Origin of the sequence: Chitinophaga polysaccharea, assembly GCF_007829335.1 — a bacterium.
Taxonomy (GTDB): Bacteria; Bacteroidota; Bacteroidia; order Chitinophagales; family Chitinophagaceae; genus Chitinophaga; species Chitinophaga polysaccharea_B.
The window spans coordinates 155453-171808 of sequence record NZ_VIWO01000008.1 but is presented as its reverse complement, the minus strand read 5'-3'; the positions used below and the strand labels follow the sequence as shown (position 1 = coordinate 171808).

At 39.0% G+C, this 16356-nt stretch carries 10 protein-coding genes; 4 read left to right on the top strand and 6 right to left on the bottom strand.

Annotated elements, in window-relative coordinates; translation table 11 throughout:
• Window positions 1-306: 306 nt before the first annotated feature.
• Window positions 307-3000, top strand: coding sequence for an alpha/beta hydrolase family protein (locus tag FHW36_RS24275; RefSeq protein WP_145673010.1), 2694 nt, complete (start codon window positions 307-309; stop codon window positions 2998-3000).
• Between the two features lie 306 nt (window positions 3001-3306).
• Here FHW36_RS24275 and FHW36_RS24270 read toward each other — a convergent pair whose 3' ends face one another.
• The 3 genes from FHW36_RS24270 to FHW36_RS24260 all read right to left on the bottom strand — a co-directional run bounded on the left by FHW36_RS24270 (window position 3307) and on the right by FHW36_RS24260 (window position 5996).
• Window positions 3307-3564 carry a hypothetical protein gene (locus FHW36_RS24270; protein WP_145673009.1) on the bottom strand — a complete coding sequence of 86 codons (258 nt, stop codon included), beginning with the start codon at window positions 3562-3564 and terminating at the stop codon, window positions 3307-3309.
• A gap of 138 nt (window positions 3565-3702) precedes the next feature.
• Window positions 3703-4266, bottom strand: coding sequence for a TlpA family protein disulfide reductase (locus FHW36_RS24265; RefSeq protein ID WP_145673008.1), 564 nt, complete (start codon window positions 4264-4266; stop codon window positions 3703-3705).
• Window positions 4267-4322: 56 nt separating this feature from the next.
• Window positions 4323-5996, bottom strand: coding sequence for a hypothetical protein (locus FHW36_RS24260; protein ID WP_145673007.1), 1674 nt, complete (start codon window positions 5994-5996; stop codon window positions 4323-4325).
• Window positions 5997-6545: 549 nt separating this feature from the next.
• Between FHW36_RS24260 and FHW36_RS24255 the strand changes: the two genes are divergently transcribed.
• Both FHW36_RS24255 and FHW36_RS24250 read left to right on the top strand, forming a co-directional pair.
• The gene (locus FHW36_RS24255) at window positions 6546-9200 is read left to right on the top strand and encodes an outer membrane beta-barrel protein (RefSeq protein WP_145673006.1); all 2655 of its coding nucleotides are present in this window, start codon (window positions 6546-6548) and stop codon (window positions 9198-9200) included.
• 825 nt (window positions 9201-10025) lie between these two features.
• Window positions 10026-12674, top strand: coding sequence for an alpha/beta hydrolase family protein (locus FHW36_RS24250; RefSeq protein ID WP_145673005.1), 2649 nt, complete (start codon window positions 10026-10028; stop codon window positions 12672-12674).
• Between the two features lie 242 nt (window positions 12675-12916).
• Here FHW36_RS24250 and FHW36_RS24245 read toward each other — a convergent pair whose 3' ends face one another.
• A complete protein-coding gene (locus tag FHW36_RS24245; protein WP_145673003.1) occupies window positions 12917-13144 on the bottom strand; it encodes a hypothetical protein in 228 nt (75 codons plus the stop codon).
• A gap of 27 nt (window positions 13145-13171) precedes the next feature.
• Window positions 13172-13528 carry a winged helix-turn-helix transcriptional regulator gene (locus FHW36_RS24240; protein WP_145673002.1) on the bottom strand — a complete coding sequence of 119 codons (357 nt, stop codon included), beginning with the start codon at window positions 13526-13528 and terminating at the stop codon, window positions 13172-13174.
• Window positions 13529-13630: 102 nt separating this feature from the next.
• Here FHW36_RS24240 and FHW36_RS24235 point away from each other — a divergent pair, with 102 nt between their 5' ends.
• A complete protein-coding gene (locus tag FHW36_RS24235; RefSeq protein WP_145673001.1) occupies window positions 13631-14767 on the top strand; it encodes an MFS transporter in 1137 nt (378 codons plus the stop codon).
• A 112-nt stretch (window positions 14768-14879) separates the two neighbouring features.
• On the opposite strand, the gene FHW36_RS24230 is transcribed toward FHW36_RS24235, so the two are convergent.
• Entirely contained in the window at window positions 14880-16346 is a 1467-nt protein-coding gene (locus FHW36_RS24230) for a RagB/SusD family nutrient uptake outer membrane protein (RefSeq protein ID WP_145673000.1), read from the bottom strand.
• Window positions 16347-16356 lie beyond the last annotated feature (10 nt).

The window sequence follows — 16356 nt, the reverse complement described above, 5'->3', positions numbered from 1 at the left end:
TATTACACTTCATGTTTGAGATAGTACTATTTTTTTGTTAAAGTTTCCGCTGTCTAGGTTTATTAGTATCGGCTAGTACTCAATGCCCATTATTTGGGTAATATGGCTATCGCGTTATACACGCCGCCCATTTTTGACTTATATTTTGTCTAAGCGTCGTAGCAGAATATAGTGAATATTGTCTATTCGTGTCGTTAGTTCTTACTGCTATATGACAACGGTGGCTTATTGTATATTGATAGAAGAACCCATCATGAGAATATTGATACTTCGAATATGTATTTATTTGATTAAATGCCGTAACAAATGAAAAGAGTTTTTTGGACGTTTTATTTTGTATTTTTTGCTATTTGTTGTTTTGCCCAAAGGGAGAAAAAACACCTCATTGATTCTACGGCGTATGATAGATGGCCATCATTGGGGAGTCCTATAATTTCTAACGATGGGAAATACACTGCTTACGAGATTCAGAATGAGCCCATAGGAAATTTTACGCTAGTGCTGAAAGAGAATAGTGGTGATTGGGAAGAACGTTTTATAGGTGTGCGATATGTGGTTTTTTCGGCTGACAGCAAAGATGCAATTTTGATAGATACTACTAACAGGTTATGTATTGTTAAGCTGGGAGAGAGAACTATTGATAAAATTGACGATGTCAGCTATTTTAATCTACCCTCCAACGGAGATGGAGAGTGGATAGGGTATAAATGTAGTAAGAGTAAGGATATTACAGTAATGAATATACGCACAAAAAGAAAGCGATCTTTATCTTCTGTTAGTAGTTTTTCCTTTAGTAAAGATGGAAAGGTGTTATTATATGTGATCGACAGTGTGAACCGTCAACCAAACCAACAACTGAAACGGCTGCATTTATCAAGCGGTATTGAGGAAATACTTTGGTCAGGAAGAGGTATCGAAGATATGATATTGAATCACGATGCATCGCGCGTCGCTGTCATGGTTGAGGGAAAGAATGCTTGTAAAGAGATTTGGTATTACCAAAAGAAGAAAGGGCGAGCCGAATTATTAGTTAGTGATGAGTCATTCAGCGGACAGGAGGGTTTTGTTTTAGATAGAATATCCAAAATGAGTGCTGATGGAAAATATTTGTTTCTTACTTTGGTGAAACTGCATAAGACTGATTTTAAAGCAAAGGAAAATTCAACTGTAAATGTATGGAGTTATCTTGATAATAAATTACAAAGTGCACAGTTGCAAGATGGAGATCCTGAGCATTTTTCTTCGGTAGCGGTAGACGTAGCGAGCCACCATATAACCTACTTATCTAAGAGTAACGAGTTTGTTATTGCAAGTAGTGCGGCTGATCAGGTACATTTGGTGGAGTCTGTCTTAGGAGATGGAGACAGAACTGAGAGTAGCTGGAATAAGAAGGCGCTTATAACCTATGCTGTTAAATCATCTGATGGAAAGATAGATATTCCACTCAAATTAGAAGGTGTACACGTTATTAGTATTTCTCCAGATGGAAAATATGTTATATATTTTAATAATATTAATAAGAATTACTATAGTTTTGAAGTTCCCTCTGGCATTTACCGTAAGATTACAGGCGATATAAATACATCTTGGATTGACTGCTATAGAGATGATGCAGGAGAGGTGCCTAGAGGAATTGCAGCATGGGTCGATAATGACTATGCAGTTCTATTGTATGATAGATTTGATATTTGGATGATTGATCCAACCGGGAATAGGAAGCCTATTAATATTACTGAGGGATATGGTAAGCAACATAATATTATTTTCTTTCTCGCAATGTTGGAGGATAGCAAGGGTGTATCAAGAGGTAAGACAATTTTGTTAAACGCTTTAGATATAACTACTAAGAAAAATGGATACTATAAGACAGTAATAGGCAGACCAGGCATGCCTGAGAAACTCACTATGGGGAGTTATATTTATAAGTTGGTTGGTAATCCATATATCGATCAATCAGGTATATATCCGGTTAAAGCGGCTCACCGGGATGCATATATAGTCAGTAGAATGAGTGCAACGGAATATCCCAATTATTTTTATACTACTAATTTTATTGATTTTAGACCAATCAGTTCTTTGAATCCAGAAAAGTCATACAATTGGTATACCACGGAGTTGCACTCGTGGAAAACAGATGATGGTAGAATATTGCAAGGGATATTATATAAACCCGAAGATTTTGATTCTAATAAAGTTTATCCGGTTATTTTTCAGTATTATGAAAGGAAATCATTTGGGTTGAATGAGTATCTGACTCCATCCGATTTGGCTGGTGGCTGCGATTTAAACATACCAACATATGTCAGCAATGGATATATTGTTTTTTCACCAGATATTGCATACGTTATTGGTGACCCGATGGCTGGTACACTTAGTGCTCTTACCTCGGCTGCAAGGTACGTAAAGTATTTGCCTTATGTAAACAAAAGGAAACTAGGGATAGGAGGGTGTAGCTTTGGCGGAATACAAACAAACTATTTGATCACCCATACGAATATCTTTACGGCAGCTTATTCATCGAGTGGAATGTCAGATTTGGTTAGCGCTTACGGCATAATCGTTGGCGGAAGGAGTAATCAGTCTTTTTTTGAATATGGAGGACAAGGTAGAATGGGGGGGACATTATGGCAGGCACCAGAGCAGTATATTAGAAATTCCGCGATTTTCAATGCGGATAAGGTAGTTACGCCACTTTTGCTGATGCACACGACGAAGGATGCTATGAGTTCATTTTTACAGGCGACAGAGTTTTTCACGGCGCTGAGAAGATTGGGTAAAAGAGTATGGTTATTGGAATATACGGATGGAAATCATGGCATAAGGGGCAGGTCTGCTAGAGATTTCAATATTCGTTTAAAACAGTTTTTTGATCATTATTTAAGAGATTTGCCTGCGCCTAGGTGGATGACGCGTGGTGTACCGGCGGAGATGAAGGGTATTGATAATGGTTTAGAGTTAGATAATCGCATTAAAACTCCAGTGGTTATAGAGACAGAATAGCTGTCGAAAGTTGACAGATAGTGGGCAAATATTAGTAGTGGAAGATAAAGTTTTATCGCATTGCCCATAGATTTTGCCTATCGCAAGCATATAGTAATTTTGTGGGGTGAGAATAGAATGTATTTGCAAATTAAGAATAGAATGATGTAAGATGCTCGGGAATTAACATATAAAACGCTAGAGCGAGATAGATTTCATATTAATTAATGGGAAGGGAAACTACCCCTAAGAGGTAGCTTCCCCGTTGTCATATTCTAAGAACAAATTTATAATAAATAGTTCTTATGAATTGGATATTTGGATGAATTAGTCAACCTTCTGTACCCTGATAGTAGGACAAGCGTTAACGTTGTCAACTGCAACAGAAGCAGTAATAACTGTTGCTCCCAGAGCGTTTGTAATATAAGACAGCTGAGCTGGAGAGTTACAAACTAATTTGGTTGTAGTTGCAGTTTGTCCTGGGGTGAAGAAGTCGTGCAGAGATCTATTTGCTTTAAAAGCCAGAGCACCACCGATAACTGCCAGAACAGCAACAGCTGTTAATGCGAATTTTGCTTGTTTCATAATGATAGATGCTTTTTTGATTCAAAAAGCTAAACTTTGTTTGGTAAAATTGCCTACTCGATTATAATGGTTTTCGGCTTCCCCATCTTGAGTTGGTTCACTTGCAAGTATTCCACCAACTCTTATTGCGCAATATTTTTATTTTTTACATTCAATTTTTAATTGTTGATGTTTAACTTCTCCCAGAAACGCGTTGTTAAGCCTTTTTTCTGAATTGTATATCGCCAAGTAGGGAATACCCTGCGCCTTGAAATATTCTGAGAATTTTTGTCTATAATCTATTCCTACAGTAATGTTTGAGAACTTTTTTAACTCATTTGTCTCATAGAACGTTTTCATTTCAGGGTATGAATAAGGCGTTATTAGGAAGAAATCAATGGTTTTTAATTGCCTTATATTTTCCGTTATTTCATGCATTTGTGATTGACAAAATGGGCAGTATGGACTAAAGTAGAATAGTACGATTGGTCTGCCCTTCAATATGCTTGAAGTATTCAAGTAAGTTATGCTATCAGATAATTGAATGTCAATGGCTGGCATTATTTCCCCCTCATGCCCTGTATGTATTGGTTTGTTATAGGGGATTAGTTTTTGAGCGTCACCAGATAAGATTGAATATCCCAATATTTTGCAAGCTCCAATATATAGGAGAATACCAGTAAGAATGATAATAGTAGTTGGCAAGATATCTTTTCTGGACATGATGTTTTGATATTAAATATTCTATTTTTGTATGTTATTTGAAAGGAGTAAGTCTGTTAAATTGCGCTCGATCCGTCAATTTCTTTGTTGAATGCAGTAATTATGAGGTACTCCATCAATAGAGATGTAAACGTTAATGAAATTATAATTGGAAATAGTTGAAATCTTAATGCGATAGGTGAAGCAAAAACACTGAATGCAAAGTTAACTGTCCATAATGCTACAACTAGCATCAATCCTCTTTTTAATAATTTGTATTTTTTGTAACCCTTTAAGAATATAAAGCTTAATAGGCTCAAGATAAACAGAACATTCATGCTTCCGGTTAGGATTGGGTAATAGTTTAATACACTTACATTGTAATCCTTTACACGGGTTTTTAGCTTCAGGCTTTTATAATCAAACCATACTTTTGCAATTTCAGTTACACTGTCAATACCTGTGCTGTAATGGTCAAGAAATTCTACTGGCGGAACATAATATTTTATTGCGTTGGGGATTAGATAAAATTTTATAAATTCCGTTGGATATGTTTTAATTAGAAAAGATCCGTAGTCACTCATTATTGGACCAACTGTGGCCCATTTTTTTAGTGCTGATGCTGTGGAGTCATTTTTGAATTGTTCTTCCATGTATAAGGATAGAGGTGAGTTTGGTGCCCACATATAAAACGTATTCGCTACCAAAGCTTCCTGTGGATGTAGTGCGATATTTCTACTACTATCGAAATAGTTTCGGACCATTTTATCTAATTGTTTGAGCTTGGGTGTAACTGGTTTTACATGTACACTATCTACATATCTATAGGCATATAATGCGTTGTTTGCCATTTGCCAGCCTGAGAACGGCGTGAATTGTTTATAGCCAGTAATATCTTTATATTTAATGCTTGTCGCTTGCATAAATAAGCCGATTAACAAAATACTCATTCCAAATCCTATTATGTTTGCTAGTATTTTTCGCTTCCCAAGTAATAAAGCAACTATCCCAATAATTGGATAGAATAGAGCATTGTATCGTACGGTAAATGCCATGAACAGAATTAAGGCACTTGAGTAAATCAGAAGCGCGCTTGGTTTGTTGATAATCCAAAGTAAGAGTGTAAACCATATCAAACTGAGTGAAAGAAAGAAAGCATCGCTGGAAATGTAATTCGATAGATACAGGTATGCTGGATTGAGTAACATGAATCCGTATAAGACTATTTTAGTCGTTTTGAGAGGAGCATAGAAATAAAATGTTGTAAACACTAAAGATAGCGTGCTAAGCTGCAATAGTAAATACTGTATTGCTACGACAGCTGTATCCGAGCGAGTGAAAACACTTATTAATCTGAGGAATTTTGAGTATCCAATGGGATACGTATTTACCGGGAAGTTATGGTAGGCAGTTTCGATATATACATATGAATCTCCATTTATGAAGCCTGCATATGGATAAAAGAATTTGAAGATTGAGAATTGAACTATTATAGCGAATATTCCTATTCCAACTAACCATTTATTAAATGTAGAATTGAATAGATATTCTTTAAAATTTAATGAGTCAAAAGCGACTGCTTTAATATTTTTTTTTAGGTCATTTCCTGATTCTTCTTTGTCCGTGTGACCTTGATGTATGTTAGTAGAACGTATCTCTTCTCTGTTTGATACTTCTGTATGCATATTGTCTGTTGAAGCCATGGTGTTACTTGTTGGATGATCGGAACGCGGTATTTTTACTAACTGCATCTGGTTTATTTTCAATGGACCAATATACTCTAAGGTATTTAGGTTTTAGCTAGATCTATAGAAGAAATGCTTCATTGCCTAGGAATTGTCGTTGATATCTTGTTTACTATCCCAATGGCGCTATTATAATAGCTTGGAATGTATAATAGTTGATAGTTTTCTAGCTCTCGTGATTTGGAAATTTTGGATAGCCATTCATTATATGATTTATTGTTATATGAATTGCTTTGGAGATGCACCACTTACCATTAAGGTGATGTTCTTTGCGGTTAATATTGCCAATTGACATGGTTTTTGGTATTTGAGGGTTTTGTTAAAGATCTATTCGGGGTAAATAACAGAATGACTTTATGTAATGGGTAGGAAATTCTGGCTAATTTTACTCTTCCTATCTCTTTAGTATAGCTGTTCGTCTATTACTACAAAAGTATATGCTGTCACTGCATTATGCACACAGTTCTATTTTTTTATTCATTTCTGAGTCGTCTCATATGTACTGCTATCTGGTTTCATTTATAATGTTCAACTTAGAGAACGGTAATATTATCTATGAGAAAATTAGTTGTGCTGACCTTGTTTATTTTTTTGTTTATTAATCATGCTTGGTCTCAGTCTTTTAAAAACATAAAGATTAAAGGGCGGGTTTATGATAATGAACTGAAAGAGTGGCTTCCTTCCGCCACGGTAAACTGTTTGCGTTCAAAAGACTCATCAAAAGCTGCGATTTGTTTTACAGATAATAATGGTGCTTTCTTTTTTGATAGTTTACCCGCAGGAAAGTACAGTTTACTGGTAACATTTGTTGGTTACCAAAGTTCATTGAGTTCGGTGAGGGAAATAGTGGGTGGCGAAGTCGTGGACGTAGGAAATATAGTACTAGCAAAGACTGGTGTGACGCTTTCTCAGATTGAAATTGTTAAGAAAAAGGAATCTTTTCGTCTATCTAGAGATACATTGGAGTTTAATGCGGGATCTTTTTCTACCCGTGAGAATGCTTCTCTTGAAGACTTGCTCAAACGATTGCCGGGTGTGCAGGTAGACGAAAACGGTGATATAAAGGTCAATGGGGAGGTTGTGAAGGCTGTTACTGTTAATGGAAGGTCGTTGTTTGGTATTAACGGATCTGGAGTAATTGGAAAGAATTTGCAAGCAGATTTGATTGAGAAGATACAGGTGATTGATAGGGATAAGGAGCACTCAGTAACGGATGGTGTGTCGGCAGGAGGTAGAGAGAAAGTAATTAATCTTACCATAAAAGAAAGAAAAAAGAGAACTTTGAATGGAGAGTTTACTGGTGGGTATGGAACAGAAGGTCGCTTCTTTATAAAGAATAACTTAAGCCGATTTGATAGTCGGCAGCAGTTTATGTTGTTGGGAAATGGTGATAATATAAATGACGGGCACGTTAGCTCCGATGGTATTGAGCGAAGATGGATGTCTGGAGTTAACTATAACAATGATTTTAGTGGAAGAATAAGTATGAATATTAGCTATTTAATGAATAGCAGTAAAAATAATGATCGAAAAAGTATTGTCAAGAAGAATTTTGTGGGAGATTCCTCTTTTTTTTATACTGAACAATCGCGTTCTCTGAACAATAACATTGACCATGGGATTAGTGGACAATTGGAATTTAGAATTGATTCTTTGCAAAAGATATCATTTGTTAACCAGATAAGCTTCTCAAAAAGCTTCCAAGATATAAGAAGTGATTTTAGGTCGGAAGGTTCATTACAACGAGAGCTTAATAGCGGGTATCTTATGAATTTAAATAGAAGAAATCTGTTCGCTGCGGCTAATATGATTAGTTATAGCAGAAAATTTAGGAAAGAAGGACGCTCACTCGATGTTTCGGTAAGCTATAGTTATGGGAAGGATGGCCAAGGGCCTTATAACGTTTCAAATAGTGTGTATCGACGGGGGAACGGCCATATTTCGGTTGACTCTATCAATCAGACAGGTGATTATGAGGGGGGCAATAGACAAATTTTTTTTATGGCTAGTTATAGGGAACCAATAGCGAAGAACGGATTTTTTTTATTCACATTGGCAGAGGATAAAACGGAAGGTAGGTCGAATCGTATGATGTTTGACTATGATTTCTACACAGGGAAGTATGATCATTTTAATGACAGCCTGAGTAATAGCTTTCGAAGTATAAATCAGCATTACTTGGGAAAAATTGGATGGGGGGTGAAAAGGAATAGGTTTGACTACGAAGTTTCCGTCGCCACTTTTCTATTTAAATTAGATAACGCAAATAATACATTTGGGAGTAATACACTGTTGAAAAAGAACGTGCTGTTGCCAGAGGCGAAGATGGGTTATATGTTTAGCGGTAAAGAAGAGATTCGATTGTATTATCAAAAGGGAATCCAATTGCCTGGTTTGGATCAGTTACAGCCTGTTATTGACAATAGTAATCCATTGTATGTTAGACGAGGTAATGTTCAACTGCAACCCGCAGAGACGAATAATTTATTTTTAAATTACAAAATGTTTGACCCTGTTTCGATGCATTCTCTTTCGGTTAATTTCACTGGAATTATTACGAAGAATCAGTTCGTGAATAATGTTTTAACTGATTCAGTTGGACGGCAGATAATACAACCGGAGAATGTTGACAAAGCATACAGTTTTAGTATTATTATTGACAAAGGAATTCCGGTAAATAACAAGAAGAATATGTTGAATTTTGGTTTGGTTTATAGGCTCCGAAATACTCCGGGATATGTTGATGGAATAGAACGAAATACTCGTAGCATTTCGTTTACTCAGACAACCAGGTATAGCTATACGTATGGGAAATTTTTTGATTGTATGGCCTCAGCTGTTTTAAACTATGACAATGTGAAATATCAAGGTCAATTAGGGATAAATAGTAGATACTTTGTTGCGGGATTATCTTTTAATGGTGAGCTAAATCTTCCGCTAGGTATTGCATTTGGTAGCGATTTTAACTATCGTTTTGTAACAGGGGGAATGACGGATCAGAATATTAGCGTTTTTATGCTCAATGTTTCACTTTCTAGGTTTTGGGGTTTGCGTAGGCAGTTTCTTTTGAAAGCGGAAGGACATGATCTTCTACGACAGAATACAAGTGTAAGTAGAAATATAGGTGTTAACTATATTGAAGATGCAAGGTCTAGTATACTAGAGCAGTTCTTTATGTTGAGGTTTTCTTACTTTTTAGGGAAGAGGTAGGTAATAAATTGGCAACCTTCATCTCAAATTCTTTGAATTGATAATACCTATTTTGGGGCTAGTTAGAATAGGGAAACTGTCTTTCCCCAAAAGGACAGTTTCCTATATGCTTCAGACCTTGACAAGAGACTTTGCTTCTATTCAGCAATCATCCTTACCCGTACTACGCCGCATGGGTGGGTGTTATCCACCGATGTTGAAGCTTGTATTGTGAATGGACCGAATGGATCTATAGTATACGATAAGGATACTGGAGAGTTGCATACGATTAAAATAGTTGTATTGGTTGTTCCAGGGGTATAGAAGGTGGATATTGTTTTGTGTGCCTTGAATGCTATCGCTGACCCAGCGATGGCTACAGAAATCACAGTTGCTAGTGCGAATTTTGCTTTTTTCATAGTTGTAGTTTTTTAGTTAAAGAGGACTGTAGTTTGGATAGCTAGTATATTTGGTAATATGTTTTTTAAGTAGATTTAGTCGGTTAAATTTAGTAAAATCCTTTGCATAGTTTTTGAAGAATGCCTAATTTTTAATGTTAAATGTTTGTGAGTAGCGAAGAGACCCTGGAATATGTAATATAGCTATCGAGTATTATCTCTTGATGGTAGATTGGTCAGTTGAGAATATCCCTTGGAGTTTTCCTTATGTACTATCGTTTGCTGAGCCAAATGTATGTTTATCTACTGCAATACGAATGCTATTGATAGCTCGCAGTGTTTATTTTATTTCTAAGTACTTATTTGACACACATCTTCTTAAGTCAGGATTTCTACTGACATTCAGTTGCAATAGGAAAATTTAAATTGGATATAAATTATCGTGCCAATGACTCTAGTAAAGACTATAATTTTTACGATTTTTTTTGCAATTTTTTTTATAGATTGCTATTCTCAGAAGACCGCAAAGCCGGCTATCAATGATACCGCTTACGATAGATGGCCGTATTTGAAAGATCCCGCTATAGCGCCTGATGGGAAGTACATAACTTATGCTTTTTATAATGCATCAAAGAAGTCGGATACAGTTGTGCTAAAAAAGAGAAAAGGAAGCTGGGAAGTGAAATTTGCTAATATATATTATTCACAATTTACGTCAGATAGCCGGAGGGCGGTTTTAATTGATACTGCAAATACGTTGTATACTATCTTATTAGGCAGTGCGTATTTTGATAGGACACTCGGTGTCCATTATTTTAAAATTCCAACTAATGGAAATGGAGAGTGGTTGGCATTTAAGCACGTAGGAAAGGAAGATATGGTGTTAGTGAACTTTATTACGAGGAGAGAAGTGATTTACTCTTTGGTGAGTAATTTTTGTTTTAGTGATGATGGGAGAATTTTGCTATATGTTATAGGTGACCCTAATTGCCTTGGTGAACAAAAAATAGTATGGCATAACCTTGAAAAAAGAAAGGAGATAATAATGTGGTGTGGTCGGAGAGTAGAAAGTATACTTATTAATAGCTTTCCATCAGCAGCTGTATTTATAACTACTGATGAAGAAAGTGGCAGTAAGAAAATTTGGCTTTATAAAGAGAGGTCTAATATGCCAGTTTTGCTTGTTGATCAGAATATTTTTAGCAGTAACCGAGAGTTTGTGCTCGATAATATTTTGAAGATAAGTGCAAATGGAAAGTATGTATTCTTTACGGTGACAAAGGAGGGAATGGTTGATGAAGGGAAGAGTGAATCATCAATAGTGAAAATCTGGAGCTATCAAGATCCAAAATTACAATTAACGCAGCAGGTGTCCGATTTGCATAAGGATCGATTTGGTACTATGGTTGTGGATGTTGATAGCCGGCGAGTTACTTGCCTTAGGAAAGATAATGAATTTATATTAGGGAGTAGTGCAGATGACGCTATGCATCTAGTGGAGAGTATACCTGAGGAGGCGGATTTGGAGGAGAGTATTAGGAACGAAAGGTTTTTTTCAAGGTTTTATACTCGATCCGCTGACGGCCGAATTAACGTGTTGTTGAAATTTAAAGGGCCACATATTGCAGCTATTTCTCCTAATGGGAAATATATTGTTTATTTTGATAACGAAAACGCGGAGTATGTGAGCTATGAGATTGCTTCAGGTAAATACCGGAATATTACTGAGGGAATAAAGACTTCTTGGTATGGATATTATTTCAAAGATATTGGGGATAAGCCTAGAGGAATAGCTACATGGACTAAAGATGATGAGAGTGTGTTAATATATGATCGTTTTGATATTTGGATGATCGATCCCAAGGGAATAGAGAATCCAGTGAACATTACTAGTGGATTCGGTAAACAGAATAATATCATATTTTATCTTGGATTAGCTGAGTATTCGAATCGAGAAATATTGAGGAGTCAGCCGCTTTTATTGAATGCAGTGAGCATAGACACTAAGGAAAACGGTTATTATGAAAAGACATTAGGAAAGGATGTAGTGCCGAGGAAATTAACAATGGGAAATTATATATATCAGTTGATCGATAATCCATATGTCATGCGAAATGGAATATACCCATTAAAAGCGAGAGATAAGGATGCTTTTATTGTGGTAAGGATGAATGCAACGGAATACCCAAATTTTTTCTATACCAGGGATTTCATAAATTTTTATCCGATTAGTACTCTTCAACCAGAAAAGTCGTTTAACTGGTATACGACTGAGCTTCATTCATGGAAGACAGAAAAGGGGGAAGATTTGCAGGGGGTGTTATATAAACCTGATGATTTTGATCCCAAGAAAAAGTATCCAGTTATATTTCATTATTATGAGAAGAAATCATTTGAATTAAACGATTACCTTATTCCATCCAATCTTAGTAACGGCTGTAATATAGACATTCCTACATATGTCAGTAATGGATATTTGGTTTTTTTACCTGATATTAATTATGTTGTCGGAGATCCAATGACAAGTACATTGAGTGCACTTACTTCCGCTGCCAAATATGTCGAAAGACTTCCTTATGTTAATAAAAGTAGAATGGGTATTGGAGGGTGTAGTTTTGGAGGAATTCAAACCAATTATTTGGTTACTCATACAGGTATTTTTTCAGCGGCATACTCATCAAGTAGTATGTCTGATTTTGTGAGTGCATATGGAAGTATAACACGAGGAGGGAAAAGTCTGCAGGCATATTTTGAACCTGGAGGACAAGGACGGATGGGAGGAACTTTGTGGCAGGCGCCAGACATGTATATTAGAAACTCTGCGATTTTCAACGCTGACAAAGCAATCACACCATTATTGTTGATGCATACGACAAATGATGAAATATGTTCCTTCTCACAAGCACTAGAATTATTCATGGCATTACGAAGGCTGGGCAAGAGAGTTTGGTTGTTGGAGTATACAGATGGGAGCCATCATATAGATGGGAAATCAGCAGTAGATTTTAGTATTCGATTAAGACAGTTTTTTGATCACTATTTAAAAGGATTACCTGCTCCCGCGTGGATGGGATATCTAGGGCAAGAAAGAAACTAGACTCTCTTGAATAGATACAAAGAAGTAAATTGGAAATAGTAAATATAGTAGGTTTATATAGATTGCCAAAGCCAATACCAGCACGTTTCTCCGTTAAAGATTCCAGAGCCTTCTGTAGGGCCGAATCATCTTTGCTATATTTCCATTTGGTATTATCTCCGGTCAACTCAACAACACCGCTAATATCCCCGCCACCAAAATACCCCCCAACGCTATCCTTGCCTGTTTCATAAAAACAAATTTTATCGCCCTAATATGATATAGTCTTCGCACTCCCCTGGCTCTTTCGCCAACTTCACCTTTTCTCCCGGTAAACACCCCGTATCCGGAACCACACTATAGTAGAGAATCGTAGCCACCGTACAGGCCCCTCCCTCATACGCCGGCTTGTAGAAGTATACCGGCCGGAAGGCGGCTGCTGCTATCGCCGCCAGGCCGGTTATTGCAAGTAAAACACAGGCTTTTCTCATAGGCTGAAGTTAAGCCAGGGGGCTGCATCAGGAATGCGGCGGGTATGGAATGCCTGCTTCCTGCATCATTGCTACGCCATATTTCATGATTATTTCTATGACGGGGATGGCTTGGGAGCCTTTTTCGGTAAGTTGGTATTCTACTTTGGGGGGAACGGCGGCGTATACGATGCGGGTGATCAGGCCGATTTCTTCCAGTTCCCGTAGTTGGGAGGAGAGCATTTTATCGGTGATGTGGGGGATATCTTTTTTTAGTTCGCCATAGCGCATTACGCGTAGGTGGAGGCGCCAGAGGATGGGCATCTTCCAGGTGCCACCAATATGTTTGAGGGCAAACTCAATGGGGGTGTAGTATAATTTGCTGTCGTGAAAAAATTCAGGCATGACTAAGGAGGTATTACTTTCAAAAAGGTGAGTAGCTCACTAAAAGGTAAACTATCTCAAAAAAAATATTGCTCCTGCAAATTTGCGTAAAAAATCAGCAGGATGAAAAGAACATTGTATTTATTGGCGTTGGGGGTGTTTGGTATAGGTACTACAGAGTTTGGGGTGGTAGGGATTTTGCCGCAGATAGCGGTGCAATTTGGGGTTACGATCAACCAGGCGGGGTGGTTGTTAAGCGCTTTTGCCGGGGTGATTGCAGTGGGAGCGCCGTTTATTACGGTAGCATTTGCGGGGCGGAGTAGGCGGCAGGCGTTGATGGCGGTGCTGGCGTTGTTTATGGTGGGGAATGGTTTGTCTGCGGTGGCGGTTAATTTTCCAATGTTGTTGGTGGCACGTGTGCTGCCGGCGTTGGGACATCCGGTGTTTTGGTCGGTGGCGTTGTCGGTGGCCGCTACGTCGGTGAGGCAGGAAGAGGCACCTAAGGCGGTGGGGATTGTATTCGGGGGATTTACGATAGCGAGTGTGCTGGGGGTGCCATTGTGTACATGGGTGGCGGACAGGTATGGCTGGCAGGCGGCGTTTATATTGTCGGGGGGAGTGAACGCGGTATCGCTGCTGGGACTGTGGTTATGGCTGCCGGAGATCCCGGCGCGGGAAGGGGTTAGCTATAGTTGGGATATTATAAGGAAGCCGGCGTTATGGCGACAACTATCACTGGCGGTGTTGATGATTGCGGCCATGTATGCCAGCTATGGCTATCTGGCGGCATACCTGGATAAGGTGACGGGTATGGATGGACGTGATATTAGCATCATGCTGTTGTTGTTTGGTGTGGCGGGAGTAGGGGGGAATTGGCTGGCAGGTAAGCTGCTGAGTAAAAGTATTCATCTTACTACTATTAGCTTTATTGTAATGTTAGCGTTGGTACATATAGGTATTTACCTGGCTGGCGCCAGCTATGGGCTCATGATAGTCGTGATTATCATCTGGGGATTTATTCACACGGGAGGGTTCCTGATCAGTAATATCAACGTTACGTCTGTGGCGAAGGAGTCGCCGGAGCTGGCCAATGCTATTTTTACATCGGCGGGCAACCTGGCGGTAACGATAGGTGCAACGATGGGAGGCGCCGTTATTGCGGGGGCATCGGTGCGTAATGTAATATGGGCCAGCATGGCATTATTAGCGCTGGCGGCAATCGTATGGACGTGGTCAGCAAAAAAAATAATATTAAGTTAAATAGATTGTTTGCCGCGTATTTGTTCAACACCTCAACGCACTGTAAAAATGAAGAATGGCAGACGTAGAAACGTCTGCCATTGTCTTTTTATGAGGATGTTAAGGAAAACTACTAGTATCCTTCGTTTTGTTTCATATTAGGATTACGATCTACTTCCGCAAAAGGCAGCGGGAAGATGGTATACTTACCATTCCAGGCCTGGGCAGCTAAACCTGCGTGTGCAGGAATGTCGCGGTGCGTTCTCTGGAAGTCGAATACTCCCTGTCCTTCAAAAGCCAGTTCGATACGGCGTTCTGTGAGGATGTTGGTGATCAGGTCAGCAGCGGTAGCTGGCGCCAGGGGGGCGGCAGACGCTCTTACTCTCACCTGGTTCAGCAGCTTGATCGCTTCCGGATCGGCCGCTGCAGTGTTCAAACGCGCTAATGCTTCTGCTTTGATCAGCATCACTTCCGCCAGGCGTAGTACCGGTACCCATGCATCGAACGCGGAGGTGCCGAAGAACTTTGCTGTATAGAAGGTAGTATCCTTTTTATCTGAGCTCAGCACGATATTGTAAAGCGATTTACCTCTCAGGTCGGTCTTTACATCGAAATTAGGCAGGCTGAGATAGTCTCTGCTGATAGAAATATCCGCTCTTCCCTTGGCGCCGTAGTGTTGTCCCAGGGCGTTGTTGGTGTTAGGATTGTCGGCGCTGTTCATCGCCACAGAGAAGATCCTTTCTTTGGAAGTCTGGTAGTTGGCGGAAGCAAATACAGTTACCGGGTTTTCCAATGCGTAACCGGCAGATGATAGCAGTACGCTGTCTGCCAGGTCTCTCGCTTTGGTCCAGTTACCCTGGTATAAATAGATACGGGCCAGCAGGGCTTGTGCAGCACCTTTGGTGGCCCTGGCATGATCATAGAATCCATCGCCGGTTTTGACAGGAAGTACATTAGCGGCTTCTGTCAGCTCCTTGATCATGTTATCATATATTTCCTTCACGGAATTACGTGGCACCTTGTTTTTAGGATCCAATGCTTCTGCACCATCCTTCGGAGCAGTGAGTATCAACGGTACACCCGGTTGAGAAGCATCGCTGGAGAAGGTGTAGGTTTGTGCATAGATATTTACCAGGTAGAAGTAAGCCAGTGAACGGATAAACTTGGATTCTGCATAGTATTGTGCTGCGCTTTCCGGGCTTACTTTGCTTTCATTTTCTTTTAATTTCTGTGAGAAGAAATTGGTTTCGTTGATGGTTCTGTAACCACCGGACCAGCAGTTGAAAGCAGTGGTGCTATTAGACAGCATGTCGAAGGTAGCCACATTAGGGAAATAGGCAGCCTTGTTAGCATCCAGCCCGCGTTGATCTACATAGATCAATACACGTCCCCCGAAAAACTCCAGGTTTTGCAGGGCATCATACATCCCAACAGCCGATTTGCCAATTCTTTCCGGCGTGCTGAAAGCTGCATTCGGATCCAGTTTGGCATAAGGCGACTGGTCATTTACTTTGGAACAGGAAAAAGCTATTGTAGAAGCCAGTGCTACGGCTCCGATAGACAGCTTTTTGGTAAAGTTTGATTTATTCTTATGAGTCATAACATTTTTT

Excerpts from the sequence above, each read along its gene's own strand:
- FHW36_RS24275 (WP_145673010.1), top strand. The coding sequence starts at position 307 with ATGAAAAGAGTTTTTTGGACGTTTTATTTTGTATTTTTTGCTATTTGT.
- FHW36_RS24270 (WP_145673009.1), bottom strand. The coding sequence starts at position 3,564 with ATGAAACAAGCAAAATTCGCATTAACAGCTGTTGCTGTTCTGGCAGTT.
- FHW36_RS24265 (WP_145673008.1), bottom strand. The coding sequence starts at position 4,266 with ATGTCCAGAAAAGATATCTTGCCAACTACTATTATCATTCTTACTGGT.
- FHW36_RS24260 (WP_145673007.1), bottom strand. The coding sequence starts at position 5,996 with ATGCAGTTAGTAAAAATACCGCGTTCCGATCATCCAACAAGTAACACC.
- FHW36_RS24255 (WP_145673006.1), top strand. The coding sequence starts at position 6,546 with ATGAGAAAATTAGTTGTGCTGACCTTGTTTATTTTTTTGTTTATTAAT.
- FHW36_RS24250 (WP_145673005.1), top strand. The coding sequence starts at position 10,026 with ATGACTCTAGTAAAGACTATAATTTTTACGATTTTTTTTGCAATTTTT.
- FHW36_RS24245 (WP_145673003.1), bottom strand. The coding sequence starts at position 13,144 with ATGAGAAAAGCCTGTGTTTTACTTGCAATAACCGGCCTGGCGGCGATA.
- FHW36_RS24240 (WP_145673002.1), bottom strand. The coding sequence starts at position 13,528 with ATGCCTGAATTTTTTCACGACAGCAAATTATACTACACCCCCATTGAG.
- FHW36_RS24235 (WP_145673001.1), top strand. The coding sequence starts at position 13,631 with ATGAAAAGAACATTGTATTTATTGGCGTTGGGGGTGTTTGGTATAGGT.
- FHW36_RS24230 (WP_145673000.1), bottom strand. The coding sequence starts at position 16,346 with ATGACTCATAAGAATAAATCAAACTTTACCAAAAAGCTGTCTATCGGA.